The organism is Kitasatospora sp. NPDC029312 (assembly GCF_055569215.1).
Map to the genome: position 1 here is coordinate 90,676 of NZ_JBVHXY010000015.1, position 15,863 is coordinate 106,538.

Genomic DNA, 15,863 nt, shown 5'->3' on the forward strand with positions numbered 1-15,863 from the left:
CCCGACCCCGGAGAGGCCCCCCCTGCGCCGCCCCCCCCCCCCCCCCCACCCCCCCCCCCCCCCCGATCCCGTGTAGCTGGGCGAGGTCCGTACGAAACGGGCCCCGATGAGCGACCGATGAGCGACCGATCAGCGACCAGGGAGGCAGACGCCAATGGCCGAGGTGGAGCCTCGCCGGACATCCGCCGGAGCCGTCCGGAGCCCGCGATGAGCGCGGCCGGTCCCGCGGCGGGCGACACCGCACCGGCCCCCCGGCGCTGGTTCGGCCGCCGCGGCACCGCGCCCGACACCGCGCCGGCCCGGCGCGCCGGCCGCTCGATCCTGCGCGTGCTCGGACCGCACTTCGTCATCGCCCCGCCCGAGACGACCGACGAGGAGCTGTCGGCGGCGCTCGGCAGCCTGCGCCCGGTCCCGAACGCGCTGGTCGTCGTGGCGGCGGCGCAGGACGCGGCGCCGGTGCTGCGCGAGCAGATGGCCGAACTCGGGATGATCGCCCGCGCCCGCGGCGCGTCCAGCCTGATCCTCGCCGCCTCCGGTCTGGCCGCCGCCGGCCCGGGTGGCCGCCGCCCCGCCGAGGTGGTGGCCGACAAGGCGGGCATCACGGTCGTCGCCCCGGACGGCATGGTCGCCATCCAGCCGGACGGCACCCTCAGGGTGACCGCCCCGAACGGCTCCGCCGGGCCCGCGACCTGGTGGAGCTGCCCGCCGGGCGGCCGAGCCCGCCGACTGCGCGAGACGGTCGCCGCCACGGCCCCGGTCGAGTCCGGATTCGCCGGCCCCGCTCCCGGTCTCCTGCCCGGGCCGGACACCGGACGGGCCGTCACACCCGCCGGGCCCGGCGCACCGCCCGCCTCGGTGTCCGTCCACCGACTGACCACCGGCTTCTGGCTCAACCACGTCACGGCCCGGCCCGAGGGGCCGATGCCCTTCCTCCGACAGCTCGCGACACCCCCCGGGACCACCCCGCTGCTGGTCGGCACACCCGCCCGACCCGCGCTCGACCCGCAGGAGTTCACCGAGGCCGCGCTCGCCCTGCCGGTCGGCTCCGACCAGCTCATGGTGAGCGCGCCGTGGGCCGATCCGGGCGCCGTCGCCCTGCTGTCCGGCAGCCTGGCCGAGCGGCTGGGGCGCCCCGTCCACACCGCGGTCGGACTGCCCGTCGCCGGCAGCCACGGCTACACCACGGCCGTGCTCGACCACCACGGGGCCGCCTCCTGGGAGCCGTACCTGATCCGGCTCAGCTCGACCAGCCCGTACGACACCGTCAGCTCCGGCTGGCGCAAGGCCGCCGCCGGCTGGGAGACGATCGGGCCGGGGCTCTTCCGGGCCTTCCCGTTCTGGTGCCTGGAGGCCGTACCGGCCGGGCTCTGGCTCCGCCCGGAACCGCCGTACGCCTGGGCACCGCGCTTCCTGCGCCCGGACCCGGCCCGCCCGGTGGTCGTCGTCGGGGAGCAGGCCAGGCTGATCCCGCATCATGTCTGGGAGGAACTCGGGGCCCTCCTCGACCAGCTGCCGGCCCCCGGCGCCCGGGGGTTCGGGCTGCTGCTGCACGGGCTGGTCGACGCCGCGTCGGAGAGCAGCGCACGGTTCTTCGCCCGGATGCACGGCCTGGTGTGGCTCAACCCGCCGGGCCGGTCCGCCACCGCGATTCCGGCGGGCGGGCTGGTCGGGCCCGGCGGCGCGGCCCCCGCTTCCTACGCGCTGAGCTCCGCCTGGGCGGGGACCGCCGCGGCTCCCGCCGTCGAGCGCCCCGCCCTGCCCGGCCCGGGGCCGCTCGCACCCTCGGCCACGCCCGCGGTGGGGGCACCGACGGCGCCCACGTCCTCGGTGGGCGCACCGACCGCGCCCACGGGCCTGGCCACCAGCGGTGGGGTGCCGCTGCCGGGCGCCACGGCACCGGGGCTGCCCGTCGACCCGCTCGGGGGGACGGGCGGCGCCCGTCGCGTCGTCACCAGCAGTGGGACGGCCGAGTCCGTACCCGCGTCCGCTCCGGACGACTTCACCGGCGGGGCCTTCGACAGGGCCCCCGGTGGGACACCCGGGCGGATGGGACCGACCGGCCCCGGCGTCGAACCGGACACCACGCCTACCGCCACCGCAGCCGCCGGCACTGCCGCCGCCGCAGCAGGGACCACCTCGGAAGCCCGCGTGGGCGAGGCCGCGGGGCCCGAAGCACCACCGGTTTCCCGGCCCCCGGCAGCCCCGACTGGCCCGGCAGCGCCGACTGACCCGACAGACTCGACAGCAGAGCCGGCCGCAGAGCCGGCGGCGCCGACGGTCGAGCCCGAGCCGGTCTCCGCCGCCCTCGCCGCCCGGTACTTCACCCCCGCGGACGTGCTGCCGATGGCACCGGTCAGCACCCCGGCGGACCGGGACGCCTTCCGACTGCTGATCGGCGAGCACTACCACCGCTGCGCCGGTCGGGTGGAGCCGGCCGTCACCCGGCTGCCGGGCCTGCGCTCGACCGGCCGGGACGACTTCAAGGCCGACCTGGTGGCCGTACTGCTGCACCACGAGGACTCGGGCGTCCCGGCCGACCGCGCCGCCCTCCTCGCCGAGGCCCGCAGCGGCGTCGCGGGGCCGCTGCACCCGTACCTCACCTGCCTGGGCTCGGGACTGCGCCGGCTGCCGAGCCACCACGGTGCGGTGCTGCTGGGTGCCGAAGCGGCGCCGGAGGTGCTCGACGCCTTCCCGGTCGGCCTGGCACTCGTCGAGCCGGGGCCGGTCGCCGGACTTGCCTCACCCGCGGCCGACCTCGGGACCGCGGTCGAGTTCGTCGTCTGGTCGACCACCGGCCGACGGACCGCCGCGTTCGGGGACGACCGGGAGGTGCCCCAGGTCGCCTTCCCACCGGGGACCGGTTTCGTGGTCGTCGACGTCGCACCCGGGGACGGCGCCGTCCGGCCCGCCCGGGTGCTGCTGCGGGAGACAGCCGGCCCGGCGGCCGGCCCGGACGACGACCGGGACCGCAGCGCGCGCAGCCGGCTGCACGCCTGGCTGGAGCGGCGGGACAAGGTCGCGCCGGCCGATCGGCGGACCGTCGCCCGGCCCGAACGCTTCCGGCTGACCCCGGGCGCGCTGCTCCCCGAACGGTGCCCGTCCCCTTCGCCGCGCCGGCCGGTGGCCCCCGAACCCGACCCGCCCGCCGAGGCCTGACGGGCCGTACCCCGGCCCGAACGCACCGGCGGCGGTTCACCGGTGTCCGGAGCCGTCCGGACACCGGCCGCCCCTACCGTCCACCGAATCCGGAGAACGCATGCCGTCCGCCCACGCCCGGCCGTCGCGGCCCAGGGCCCTGCACGTCGCCATGGCCGCGGTGCTGGTCACCGCCGTCACCGCCACGGTCGCCAACGCGCGCCCGCACCGCACCACCCAGCCCCCCAAGCCCGGGTCCACCGCCTCCGCGTCCGCCTCCACCGGGGACGGCCTCAACGACCCCCACCTGAAGGACATCGCCCAGCAGCTGGTCTCCAGCGCGGAGAACTCCTCACTCGACTGGAAGGCCCAGTTCGCGTACATCGAGGACATCAAGGACGGCCGCGGCTACACGGCCGGCATCGTCGGCTTCTGCTCGGGCACCGGCGACATGCTCGACCTGGTGGAGCACTACGAGAAGCTCGAACCGGGGAGCCCGCTCGGCAAGTACCTGCCGGCGCTGCGCAAGGTCAACGGTTCCGCGTCGCACGCCGGACTCGACCCGAGCTTCGCCGCCGACTGGAAGAAGGCCGCCAAGGACCCGCTGTTCCAGCAGGCCCAGACCGACGAGCGCGACCGCGTCTACTTCAACCCCTCGGTGATGCAGGCCCAGACCGACGGGCTGCGCGCCCTCGGCCAGTTCGTCTACTACGACGCCATCGTCATGCACGGCCCCGGCAACGAGCCGGACAGCTTCGGCGGCATCCGCGCCGCCGCGATGAAAAAGGCCAGGACCCCCGCCCAGGGCGGCGACGAAAAGACCTACCTGGCCGCCTTCCTCGACGCCCGCCGGGCCGCGATGAAGACCGAGGCCGCCCACAAGGAGACCGACCGGGTGGACACCGAGCAGCTGGTGTTCCTGCGCGCGGGCAACCTCGACCTCAAGCCCCCACTGGCGTGGAAGGTCTACGGCGAGACGTTCAAGATCGACGACTGACGGAGACCGTACGCCGAGGGGCGTCCGCCCGGGCGGACGCCCCTCGGCGTACGGTCTTCGTTCTTCCTCGTCCTCTTCGCCGCTCCCGCGGACTCACCGGTCGGTGACGGACCCCCGGTCGGCCCGGGCCGTCGCCTCGCCCGGAGCCGTCCGGCCGGTCCACGCCTCCCGCCGCTCGACTGCCGGCCGCTCAACCGCCCGCCGCTCCACCGCCTGCCGGGAGCCGGCCACCGGATCCGAGCTGGTCCTGACCAGCGGTGCCGAGGCCGGGCCGATCGCCTCGGCCGGCTGCCGCCGCGGGGCGGGCGCCTCGGCGCCGAGCGCGTCGAGGCGCAGCACCAGGTTCCGCGGCCGGTCGTGGCGCGGGACTCCCGGCCAGTAGCAGTCCCGGGCACGGATCTCCCGGCTGAGCGCGCCGCCCGTGGCGATCACCGGGCCGGCCTCCACCTGGACGTCCGGCCGCCAACCCCCGCCCGGCCACAGGTGTTCCAGCCGCAGCTCCCAGCTGTCGGCGTCGACCACCAGCGACTCCCCCGGCCTGCCGGGCAGCACCACGGTGCCGTACGGGGCGACCACCACCGCCCGCTGGTCGAAGTCGGCGTCCTTGCCGGCCACCGTGATCCGCCAGGATCCCTTGACGAACATTCCCATCCCCTTCCCGGGTTCACCCCGCCCGTGTTCCTCGCGTGCGACGCCGTGGGGCACCGGCACCCGGAACCGCTCCGGGCCCCGGCGCCCCAGATCACCGTTCTCGACGGTGACCGGTGGCGCGTCAGGCGCGGCGCCTGCCCGCGACCTTGCGGGCGGCGAGCACCAGGCCCGCGCCGACGGCCAGCACGGCGCCACCGGCCAGCGCGAGCGGGGTGTTGTCGCCGCCACCGGTCTGGGCCAGGGCCGGCGCGGTGCTGGTGCCCGCGCTGGGCGTGGCGGTCGGCCCGGCGGCCGGCGTGGTCGACGTCGTGGTCGCGCCCGGGACTGGCGTGGAGGGCGTGACGCCCGGGGACGAGGGAGCGGACTTGGTCGGCGTCGGCACCGGCGTCACCGGGACGGACGGGGTGCCGGTCGGGGTGCCGGGCGGCGTCGGGGTGGCGGACGGGCAGAGCGGCACGTCCGCGACCCGCTTGTCCACGTGGGTGTCCGCCAGGGTGTAGCGCCAGGTGTCGCCGTTGCCCGAGTATCCGACGGTCAGCTTGACCGTCGCGTTCGCCTCGATCCGGCCGTGGTAGGTCTCGGTGCCGCCGACCAGGCTGAGGGTGTAGTCGCCGGCGGCCTTGTAGTGGTTCCCGAGGACGAGTTCGACGTGACCGGAGTCCGCCCGGCAGCCCACCTCCAGCGAGGCGTCGCTCGGCTTCCAGGCGAAGGCGGTCCCGGTACCGGTACCGGCCAGGGCGAGCGCGGCGACCGCGCCCCCGGTGACCGCGGCCGCCCGGCGTACGTGCTTCATCTGTGCTTCTTTCCTCGGGAGTTCTTGAGCGGGAAGCGCCTCGCGCGCTCCCGGGGGGAGATGAGCGGGGAGCACGCGAGGCGGCGAGTCCGGGCCGTCACCGGGGCCGTGGCGGCGGCGAGCGGTGGCGGGGGCGGGACTCTCGTACCGCCACACGGATTCAGCACCCCGCGCGGTTCACCGCTCGCCTGGCCCTGTCGGCGGCCGCACCGCCACCATGGCGCTCCGTCACAGGGGCGGGCGGCGAAGGGTGTACGTCCCGCCCATTAACCCGGTCGTCCCCCGGCTCCATGCTTCACGGCACGACCTCGCCCGCCGGCTCCCCCAGCGACCGGCGGGCCCCCTCACCCGCCCTGGAGCCCGCCATGGACAACCCCGTGCGCACGTCCCGCCCGGCCGCACGCGCCCTGCGCCGGTGGACCGCCGTCGGCACCGCCGTGCTGACCCTGGCCGCCGGCACCGCCGTCGTCGCCGCCGCGGCACCGGCCCCCGCCGCGGTCGCCCAAGCCGCCGACAGCGGCACGTACCAGCAGGTGAGCGGCTTCGGCTCGAACCCCGGCAACCTCGCGATGTACAGCTACGTGCCGGCCGGCCTGCCCGCGGGGGCGCCCCTGGTCGTCGCGCTGCACGGCTGCACCCAGACCGCGAACGACTACTACAGCGACTCCGGTTGGCCCAAGTACGCGGACCTGTACCGCTTCGCCGTGGTCTTCCCGCAGACGGACTCGGCCAACAACAGCCTGTCCTGCTTCAGTTGGTTCGACGCCGGCAAGGACGCCCGCGGCCGCGGCGAAGCCGCCTCGGTCGTGCAGATGGTGACGAAGGCCGAGTCGCTGTACGGCTCCGACGCCCACCGCGTGTTCGTCACGGGCCTGTCCGCCGGCGGCGGGCTGACCGCCGACCTGCTGGCCGACTACCCCGACGTCTTCGCCGGCGGTGCCGTCGACTCCGGCCTGCCGGCCCAGTGCGCCACCACCCTGAGCGCCGCCTCCGGCTGCCAGAACAACGACCAGCACCTCACCCCGGCCCAGTGGGGCGACAAGGTCCGCAACTCCGATCCGGGCTACACCGGGCCGTGGCCGCGGGTGGCGATCTGGCAGGGCACCGGCGACTACACCGTCCGGCCGGTCAACGGCACCGAGCTGCGCGACCAGTGGACCGACGTCTGGGGCATCGGCCAGACACCGTCCGGCACGCAGAGCCTCCCCGGTGGCACCACCGTCACCACCTATGACGACGGCGGCGGCCGTCCCGCCGTCGCACTGTATTCCGTCTCCGGCATGGGTCACGGCCTCGCGGTCAACCCCGGCTCGGGCACCGATCAGTGCGGGACGACCGGCGCGTACTTCCTGGGCGCCGTCTGCTCCAGCTACTACACGGCGCGGTTCTGGGGCCTCGGCGCCGCCCAACTGCCCGCTCCCGGCGGCCTCGCCGTCACCGGGACCACCACCGACTCGGTCTCGCTGTCCTGGAACGCCGTCAGCGGCGCGGCCTCCTACGCCGTCTACCGCGACGGCGCGAGGATCGACACCGGCGCCGTCACCGGCACCACGTACACCGACACCGGCGTGGACACCGCCACCGCCCACGGTTACGCCGTCGCCGCCGTGGACTCCTCCGGCACCGTCGGCGCCCGGTCCTCCGCCGTCGCCACCAGCGGCAGCGGCGCCCCGGCGCCGGTCTGCTACACGGCGAGCAACTACGACCAGACGGCGGCGGGCCGCGCCCACCAGAGCGGCGGCCTCACCTACGCCAACGGCTCGGGCCAGGCCATGGGCCTGTGGAACGCCTTCACCGTCCACACCCTGGAGGAGACGTCCCCGGGCTTCTACGTGCTCGCCGACTCCGGCTGCCCCGCCTGACACTCCGAGCCGGAGCCCGGCCCGTCGCCCCCGGCCCAGCGCCTCTGCGGGCCGCCATGACCGGCCGTCGGCACTGGCGGCCGGTCGAGCCGCCGGTGTCGGCCCCGGCCCCTATCCTGGCGCCCATGACCATTCAGCGCATGGACAACGTCGGCATCGTCGTCGACGACCTGGACGCCGCCGTCGCCTTCTTCACCGCACTCGGCATGGAGCTGGAAGGCAGGATGCCGATCGAAGGACGCTGGGCGGGGAGCGTCGTCGGGATCGACGACCTGCGGAGCGAGATCGCGATGATGCGGATCCCGGGCGCCCCGGGCCGGATCGAACTGGCGAAGTACCACTCCCCCAAGGCGATCACCCGCGAGCCGGCGACCACCCCGGCGAACACGCTGGGCCTGCACCGCGTCATGTTCGCCGTCGACGACCTCGAGGACACCCTCGCCCGCCTCCGCCCGCACGGCGCCGAACTCGTCGGCGAGGTGACGCGCTACGAGGACAGCTACCTGCTCTGCTACCTCCGCGGGCCGAGCGGAATCATCCTCGCACTGGCCGAGCAGTTGAGCTGAGAAGAGGGAGCTCCCTCACACCAGGCGTCGACGAACCGCGTCCGGCGGCCGCCCCGATGGGTCGTTCCCCCGGACCGGCCAACGGGCATGAGAGGCTCGCGCCATGGAACAGCGCGTACTCGGCCGCACCGGCCGTCCCGTATCGATCGTCGGACTCGGCACCTGGCAGCTCGGTGCGGACTGGGGGGACGTCCGGGAGGAGGACGCCCTGGCCGTGCTGGACGCCTCCGTGGAGGCCGGCGTCACGCTCTTCGACACCGCCGACGTCTATGGCGACGGCCGCAGCGAGCAGTTGATCGGCCGCTTCCTGCAGGAGCGCCCGGACGCGCAGGTGTTCGTCGCCACGAAGTTCGGCCGTCGGGCCGAGCAGCGGCCCGAGCACTACCACCTCGCCAACTTCCGCGCGTGGGCGGACCGTTCACGGGCCAACCTGGGCGTGGAGCGGCTGGACCTGGTGCAGCTGCACTGCCCGCCGACGCCCGTCTACTCCTCGGACGAGGTGTTCGACGCCCTGGACACCCTGGTGGCGGAGGAGCGGATCGCCGCCTACGGCGTGAGCGTGGAGACGTGCGCGGAGGCGCTGACCGCGATCGCGCGCCCGGGCGTCGCGAGCGTGCAGATCATCCTGAACGCGTTCCGGCTCAAGCCGCTGGAGCGGGTGCTGCCGGCCGCCACCGCTGCCGGGGTCGGGATCCTGGCGCGGGTGCCGCTCGCCTCGGGGCTGCTCTCGGGCCGCTACAGCGAGCAGACCACCTTCGCCCCGGACGACCACCGCAGCTACAACCGCCACGGGGAGGCCTTCGACCAGGGCGAGACCTTCTCCGGGGTGGACTTCGCGACGGGCGTCGAGGCGGCACGGGAGTTCGCCGCCCTCGCACCCGAGGGCGCCACCCCGGCGCAGACGGCGCTGCGGTGGGTCGTCCAGCAGCCCGGGGTGACGACGGTGATCCCCGGCGCCCGCAACGTGGCGCAGGCGCGGTCCAACGCCGAGGCCGCCGCACTGGCGCCGTTGCCCGCGGCCACGCTGGACGCCGTGCGGGAGCTGTACGACCGCCGCATCCGGCCGCAGGTGCACGACCGCTGGTAGTCACCGGCCCCCGCGCGTCCGCCTCAGCGCCGGTCGGCCCCCGTCCTACCGCCGCGGTGCTACAGCCAGCCGCGCTGGGCGGTCTTCAGACCGGCCGCGAAGCGGCTGGCCGCCTCCAGCCGGTCCATCAGGACGGCCATCCGCCGCCGGACGGTGCGCACCACACCGCACACCACCAGCAGGCCGGCCGTCCCGGGGCACCCCCGGGGCGGCCGGCCCCGTGCGTCCCGTGCTCACCCTGCGGGGCCGCTCTCGGACGACACGCGGTGCCCTCAGCGGCAACCATCCGCACACCACCGGTCCTAGCGTGGGTGGACCGCAGCGACTCGCTGCCCGAGAGGAAGAGAGCAGAGCCCATGCCGTTCATCACCGTCGGCCAGGAGAACTCCACCCCCATCGAGCTGTACTACGAGGACCACGGCTCCGGGCAGCCGGTGGTCCTGATCCACGGTTTCCCGCTGGACGGGCACTCCTGGGAGCGGCAGAGCGCCGCGCTGCTCGACGCCGGCTACCGGGTGATCACCTACGACCGCCGCGGTTTCGGCCAGTCCTCCCAGCCGACCACCGGCTTCGACTACGACACCTTCGCCGCCGACCTGAACACCGTGCTGGAGACCCTCGACGTCCAGGACGCCGTGCTGGTCGGCTTCTCGATGGGCACCGGCGAGGTCGCCCGCTACGTCTCCCGGTACGGCTCCGCCCGCGTCGCCAAGGTCGCCTTCCTGGCCTCCCTGGAGCCGTACCTGCTGAAGACCGACGACAACCCGGACGGCGCCGCCCCGAAGGAGTTCTTCGACGGGATCATCGCCGCGGTGAAGGCCGACCGCTTCGCCTACTACACGGACTTCTACCGGGACTTCTACAACCTGGACGAGAACCTCGGCACCAGGATCAGCGAGGAGGCCGTCCGCAACAGCTGGAGCGTCGCTGCGGGCGGCGGCGCCCACGCAGCCGCGGCCGCGCCGTCGACCTGGTACACCGACTTCCGGGCCGACATCCCCCGCATCGACGTGCCGGCGCTCATCCTGCACGGCACCGGCGACCGCATCCTGCCGGTCGACAACACCGGCCGCCCGTTCCACCGGGCGCTGCCCTCCGCCGAGTACGTGGAGGTCGAGGGCGCGCCGCACGGCCTGCTGTGGACCCACGCCGAAGAGGTGAACGCCGCGCTGCTGGCCTTCCTCGCGAAGTAGCCGCACCGGGCGGCCCGTCCGCCCGGCGATGAGCAGAAGCCCCGGGCTGTCCCGTCATGCGGGACGGGACAGCCCGGGGCTTCGCGCGTTTCTCCCCCGGCCTCTCCCCGCCCCTCCGGCCTTCCCCGGCCTCTCCCCGCCCCCGGCCTCTCCCCGCCCCCGGCCTCCTCCGCGGCCGGGCTCCTCCGGGCCGGTGCACTGACGGACCGGAGGCCGTGCACTGAGCGCCAACTCGCCCGTGCGCCCGCGAATTAACTTTCCATCAGACGTTCGAGCGGGCCGGCCTCCGTGACCCCGGCCCGTCCGGACGCCTCCCGGCGCCGCCCGATCGGGCGGCGCCCCTCACCGTGACAGGAGGCTGGAGAGGTGCCTGCAATGCCGGTCGGCGGGCTGGTCCCCCGCGCCGTCGAGAACGCGGCCGACGTCGTCGTCCGCAACGCGAAGATCCACACCGGAGACGTCCGCCGCCCCCAGGCGGGCGCCCTGGCCATCCGGGACGGCCTGATCACGGCCGTCGGGGACGACGCGGACGTCGCCCCGCTCATCGGGCCCGCCACCACCGTGGTGGACGCCCTCGGGCGGCGCGTGGTGCCCGGCCTCAACGACGCGCACCTGCACGTGATCCGGGGCGGCCTCAACTACGTCCTCGAACTGCGGTGGGACGGCGTGACCTCACTGCGCCGGGCCCTGGCGATGCTGCGCGAGCAGGCCGCCCGCACCCCCAAGGGGCAGTGGGTGCGGGTCGTCGGCGGCTGGTCGGCCGAGCAGTTCGCCGAGCGGCGGCTGCCGACGCCCGCCGAGCTCAACGAGGCCGCGCCGGACACCCCGGTGTTCGTCCTCCACCTCTACCAGTCGGCGATCCTCAACCGCGCCGCGCTCAAGGCCGTCGGCTACACCGCGGAGACCCCCGACCCCAGGGGCGGCCGGATCGTCCGGGGCCGCGGCGGCGAGCCCAACGGCATGCTGCTGGCCGCCCCCAGCGCCCTGGTCCTCTACTCCACCCTCGCCAAGGCCCCGGCCCTGGAGGGCGAGGACCGCAGGACCTCCACCCGGCACTTCCTGCGCGAGCTGAACCGCTTCGGGCTGACCTCCGCGATCGACGCCGCCGGCGGGTTCCAGAACTTCCCCGAGAACTACGCCACGGTGACCGAACTCGCCCGTGAGGGACTGCTCACCCTGCGGATCGCCTACCACCTGTTCCCGCAGACCGCCGGCCAGGAGCTCGACGACCTGACCCGCTGGATCGAGACGGTCCGCCCCGGCGACGGCGACGCGTGGCTGCGGCTGAACGGCGCCGGCGAGAACCTCACCTGGGCTGCCGCCGACTTCGAGAACTTCGCCGAGCCTCGCCCCGAACTCGACTCCTTCGAGGGGGAGTTCGAGAAGTCCGTCCGCCTGCTCATGGAGCACGGCTGGGGCTTCCGGCTGCACGCGACCTACGACGAGACGATCCGGCGCGACCTCGCGGTCTTCGAGAAGCTCGCCGCCGAGGGGCTGTTCCCCGCCGGGAACCGGTGGCTCTTCGACCACGCCGAGACCGTCTCCCCGGACAGCCTGGACCGGATCGCGGCGCTCGGCGGCGCGCTCTCCGTACAGAACCGGCTCTCCTTCCAGGGCGAGGTGTTCGCCCGCCGCTACGGCCCCGGCGCCGCCGCCCAGGCCCCGCCGATCCGCGCGATGCTGGACCGCGGACTGACCGTGGCCGCCGGCACCGACGCCACCCGGGTTTCCTCGTACAACCCCTGGGTCGCCCTGCACTGGCTGGTCTCCGGCCGCACGGTCGGCGGAGCGACGCTGCGGCCGCGGCAGAACCGGGTGGACCGGCGGACCGCACTCGCGATGTACACCACGGCGGGCGCGGCGGTCACCGGCGAGCAGGACGTCAAGGGCGTTCTGCGGCCGGGCTGTTACGGCGATCTCGCGGTCCTGTCCGACGACTACTTCACCGTGCCCGAGCAGGACATCCCGCACATCGAGTCCCTGCTGACGGTCGTCGGCGGCCGGATCGTGCACGCCGCGGCGGACTACGAGGGCATGGACGAGGAGCTTCCGGTGGTCAGCCCCGCCTGGAGCCCGGTCGCCCGCTTCGGCGGCTACCAGGCCTCCGGCCGGGGCTCGGCCCCCGGATCCGGTGCGCGGCAGGCCGAGTTGCTCAGCGAGGTCGTCGCCGAATCGGAGCTGCACCGCCACTGGCGCGTCGAGCGCGGCCTCGCGACGGAGGACACCCCGCCGTTCGACCCCTGCTTCCTCCTCTGACCCGGCCCCCGCTCGTCCTCCCCGCTCCTCCCCCGCCCCCGAGACCTCCTCCGCGGACCACCGCGCGAAGGAACCACCGAAAGAACCGAAAGAACCGAAGGGAAAGCCGTCATGGTCGACTTCACCAAGGTCAGCGCCACTCCGAGCCCCGACCTGCTCACCCCGGACAACGCCGTGGTGCTGTTCGTGGACCACCAGCCGCAGATGTTCTTCGGCACCGGCAGCGGCGACCGCACCGCGATCATCAACGCCACCGTCGGCCTCGCGAAGGCCGCCCGGGCCTTCGACGTCCCCACCGTACTGACCACCGTGGCCGCCGAGTCCTTCTCCGGCCCGCTGCTGCCGCAGCTCGCCGCCGTCTTCCCCAAGGCAGAGATCCTCGACCGCACCTCGATGAACGCCTGGGAGGACGAGGCGGTCGTCGGGGCGGTCACGGCCACCGGGCGGGGCAAGGTCGTCATAGCCGGCCTGTGGACCGAGGTCTGCCTGGTCCTGCCGGTGCTGTCGATGATCGACCAGGGCTACGAGGTCTACGTCGTCACCGACGCCTCCGGCGGCGTCTCGCCGCAGGCCCACGAGCACGCCGTCCAGCGGATGGTGCAGGCCGGCGCCGTGCCGGTCACCTGGGTGCAGGTGCTGCTGGAGCTCCAGCGCGACTGGGCCCGGACGGAGACCTACGGCGCCGTCATGGAGATCGTCAAGGAGCACGCCGGCGCGTACGGCCTCGGGGTCGTCTACGCCCAGGCCGTCATCGGCGAGCACGCCGCCGGCTGAGCCGGCCCCGCGCCGACTCCGCGTCAGGAACACGAACAGGGACCAGGGACAGGAACAGGACACGATGGATACCGGACTGCTGATCCTCCGGGTGGTGGTGGGCCTGCTCATCGCCGGGCACGGGGTGCAGAAGGTGAGCTACCGCCTGGGCGGCAACGGCCTGAAGGGCGGCACGGAGGAGTTCCGGCACGACGGCTTCGCCGGCGGGACGCTCACCGCCCTCGCCGCGGGCGCCGGCCAGATCGGGTCGGGCCTGTTCCTGGCCCTGGGCGCGCTCACCCCGCTGGCGGCCATGGTCGCCATGGGGGTGATGACGGTGGCGATGACGGTCAAGCTGCCGCACGGGCTCTGGGTGCAGAACGACGGCTACGAGTACCCGCTGGTCCTGGTCGTCGTCTCAGGGGCGCTCGCCCTCACCGGCCCGGGCCGGTGGTCCGCTGACCACGCCGCCGGTCTGGCCGCCTGGCCACTCCGGCTGTCGGTCGGGTGCCTCGTCCTCGGCCCGGCCAGCGGACTGCTCACCCGGGCCGTCCTGCACCGGCCGCCGATGGCGGAGGGGGAGACGCCCGGTGCGCACCCTGCTGGCTGACGCCCTGCGGACCCTCGTGCCGCCGCGCACCGACCGGCACGGCCCGCTGCCGCCGCTGATGCTGCTGCTGACGGTCGCCACCGGCGTGGTCGACGCGGTGAGTTACCTCGGCCTCGGGCACGTGTTCGTGGCCAACATGACCGGCAACGTGGTCTTCCTGGGATTCGCCCTGGCGGGGGCCCCGGGGCTGTCGGCCACGGCCTCGCTCGTCTCGCTGGCGTCCTTCCTCACCGGGGCGCTCGCCGGCGGACGGCTCGGCAGCGGCACGGCCGCCCACCGCGGACGCCTGCTGGCCCTGGCCACCGGTGTCCAGACGGTCCTGCTGACCGCGGCGGCCGCCACCGCCGCGGTCGGCGGGATCGGCGGCGGTGGCGGGGCCGGGGGCGGAGCCGAGTACTCGCTGATCGTCCTGCTGGGACTGGGCATGGGCCTGCAGAACGCGGTGGCCCGGCGGCTCGGCGTGCCCGACCTCACCACCACCGTGCTCACCCTCACCCTGACCGGCCTGGCCGCCGACTCCACGGCGGCCGGCGGGGCTGCGCCGCGCCCGGGCCGGCGGATCCTCTCCGCACTGGCGATGCTGCTCGGCGGCCTCGCGGGCGCGGCGCTGATCCTGCACGGGCGGCCCGCCACCGCCCTCGCCCTGGCCTCACTGCTGCTCCTGGCCACCGCACTGACCGCCCACCGGGTCTCGACCGCGGACGCCCCCTGGGCACCGCCGACGGCCTGAGCCCGACTCCATTCGACGACCCTCACGCGCCCGGCCCCGCTCAGCGGGCGCCGGGCGCGCCAACGACCGGGAGGTCCCCGTGAATCGACTGGCACAACTGGAACAGCCGGAACAACGGGCACGAGCGCAACGACCGGCACGGCCCGCCCGAACGGCAGGTCGGGCAGGACGCCTCTTCCGGCGCGTGGTCCCGCTGATGGCGGCGATCGCCGCACTGACCGCGGTCCCCACCGCCTCCGCGTCCCAGGGCGCCCCGTCACGGCAGCCGGGCTCGCACCGGCAGTTCGCCGTCGGCCCGCAGTACGACTCCACTCACGTCTACGTCGAACCCGGCACCGAGCAGGCCTTCGTCGCCGGCTGGGTCGCCACCTTCGGCGGCACGACGATCGGCCCGAACGCCACCCAGGTGACCCCGACGCCCAGCCGGACGCTGTCCGAGCTGGTGCTCTCCCCCGTCGGCACGCTGTCGGTGTTCGACTTCACCACGCCCATCCCGTACCCCTTCGGCACCGAGCGGACCGGCTGGCTGGTGACCGACCTCGACCAGGCGGTGCGCACCGCCCGCGCCGACGGCGCGACCGTGACCGTCGCGCCGTTCGCCGACCCGATCGGGCGGGACGCCGTCGTACAGTTCCCCGGCGGCGTCAGCGCCCAGCTCTACATGCACACCAGCCCGCCGTCCTACCCCGGCCTGGCCAGTGTGCCGGAGAACCGGCTCTACCTGTCGCCCGACGCGATCGGCGGGTTCCTGCGCAGCTACCTCTCCTTCACCCAGGGCCGCGTCGTCTCCGACGACCGGCGGGCCGACGGCGCCGCGATCGGTCTGCCCGGCACGACCTACCGGCTGCTGCGCCTGACCTCCGGTTTCGGCACCACCACGGTCGCCGTGACGGACGGCCACCTGCCGCACCCCTTCGGCCGGGAGCTCACCGGTTACGGCGTGCCGGACCTCGGCGCCACCCTGGAGCGGGCGAAGGCCGCCGGCGCGTCGGTGCTGTGGGGGCCGGTCGCGGCGGGCGGCCGGGAGAGCGCGATGGTGCGGTTCCCGGGCGGCTACCTCGCGGAGGTCCACACCGACCGGTGACCACTGACCGCGCTGGCCGCTCGCCGGTTCGCTGCTCGCCGCCGGCCGGTGAGCCGTGATCAGTGGTGTCCGCCCGGTGGGGGGGGGGGGGGGGGGGGGGGGGGGGGGGGAAGAGGGGACAAAGGAGCGGCGACCCCACCGATAGC

13 protein-coding genes are annotated in these 15,863 nt (G+C 74.9%); 11 read left to right on the forward strand and 2 right to left on the reverse strand.

Annotated elements, in window-relative coordinates; all coding sequences use genetic code 11:
- Positions 1-207 precede the first annotated feature (207 nt).
- Both ACZ4WV_RS15070 and ACZ4WV_RS15075 read left to right on the forward strand, forming a co-directional pair.
- The gene (locus ACZ4WV_RS15070; protein WP_465746606.1) at positions 208-3,156 is read left to right on the forward strand and encodes a hypothetical protein; all 2,949 of its coding nucleotides are present in this window, start codon (positions 208-210) and stop codon (positions 3,154-3,156) included.
- Between the two features lie 100 nt (positions 3,157-3,256).
- Entirely contained in the window at positions 3,257-4,132 is an 876-nt protein-coding gene (locus tag ACZ4WV_RS15075) for a chitosanase (RefSeq protein WP_465746608.1), read from the forward strand.
- Between the two features lie 93 nt (positions 4,133-4,225).
- Here ACZ4WV_RS15075 and ACZ4WV_RS15080 read toward each other — a convergent pair whose 3' ends face one another.
- Together ACZ4WV_RS15080 and ACZ4WV_RS15085 are read right to left on the reverse strand one after the other, a co-directional pair.
- Complete coding sequence (locus ACZ4WV_RS15080; RefSeq protein WP_465746610.1) at positions 4,226-4,777, reverse strand: hypothetical protein; 552 nt, start codon at positions 4,775-4,777, stop codon at positions 4,226-4,228.
- A 127-nt stretch (positions 4,778-4,904) separates the two neighbouring features.
- A complete protein-coding gene (locus ACZ4WV_RS15085; protein WP_465746612.1) occupies positions 4,905-5,576 on the reverse strand; it encodes an LPXTG cell wall anchor domain-containing protein in 672 nt (223 codons plus the stop codon).
- 365 nt (positions 5,577-5,941) lie between these two features.
- On the opposite strand from ACZ4WV_RS15085, the gene ACZ4WV_RS15090 reads away from it, so the two are divergent.
- From ACZ4WV_RS15090 to ACZ4WV_RS15130, 9 genes are all read left to right on the forward strand, one after another.
- Entirely contained in the window at positions 5,942-7,438 is a 1,497-nt protein-coding gene (locus tag ACZ4WV_RS15090) for an extracellular catalytic domain type 1 short-chain-length polyhydroxyalkanoate depolymerase (RefSeq protein ID WP_465746614.1), read from the forward strand.
- A 125-nt stretch (positions 7,439-7,563) separates the two neighbouring features.
- Positions 7,564-8,004, forward strand: coding sequence for a VOC family protein (locus tag ACZ4WV_RS15095; protein ID WP_465746616.1), 441 nt, complete (start codon positions 7,564-7,566; stop codon positions 8,002-8,004).
- Positions 8,005-8,107: 103 nt separating this feature from the next.
- Positions 8,108-9,091, forward strand: a complete 984-nt coding sequence (locus ACZ4WV_RS15100; protein ID WP_465746618.1) for an aldo/keto reductase — start codon at positions 8,108-8,110, stop codon at positions 9,089-9,091.
- Positions 9,092-9,447: 356 nt separating this feature from the next.
- A complete protein-coding gene (locus ACZ4WV_RS15105; protein WP_465746620.1) occupies positions 9,448-10,284 on the forward strand; it encodes an alpha/beta fold hydrolase in 837 nt (278 codons plus the stop codon).
- Between the two features lie 375 nt (positions 10,285-10,659).
- On the forward strand, positions 10,660-12,540 hold the full coding sequence (locus ACZ4WV_RS15110; RefSeq protein ID WP_465746706.1) for an amidohydrolase: 1,881 nt from the start codon (positions 10,660-10,662) through the stop codon (positions 12,538-12,540).
- A gap of 111 nt (positions 12,541-12,651) precedes the next feature.
- The gene (locus ACZ4WV_RS15115) at positions 12,652-13,314 is read left to right on the forward strand and encodes a hydrolase (RefSeq protein ID WP_465746622.1); all 663 of its coding nucleotides are present in this window, start codon (positions 12,652-12,654) and stop codon (positions 13,312-13,314) included.
- A gap of 64 nt (positions 13,315-13,378) precedes the next feature.
- The gene (locus ACZ4WV_RS15120; RefSeq protein ID WP_465746624.1) at positions 13,379-13,903 is read left to right on the forward strand and encodes a DoxX family protein; all 525 of its coding nucleotides are present in this window, start codon (positions 13,379-13,381) and stop codon (positions 13,901-13,903) included.
- Positions 13,884-14,633 (forward strand): YoaK family protein, encoded by a 750-nt coding sequence (locus ACZ4WV_RS15125; RefSeq protein WP_465746627.1) that lies wholly within the window; start codon positions 13,884-13,886, stop codon positions 14,631-14,633. Before ACZ4WV_RS15120 ends, ACZ4WV_RS15125 begins: the two co-directional genes overlap by 20 nt.
- A gap of 196 nt (positions 14,634-14,829) precedes the next feature.
- Positions 14,830-15,717, forward strand: a complete 888-nt coding sequence (locus ACZ4WV_RS15130) for a VOC family protein (protein WP_465746629.1) — start codon at positions 14,830-14,832, stop codon at positions 15,715-15,717.
- Positions 15,718-15,863: the final 146 nt, after the last annotated feature.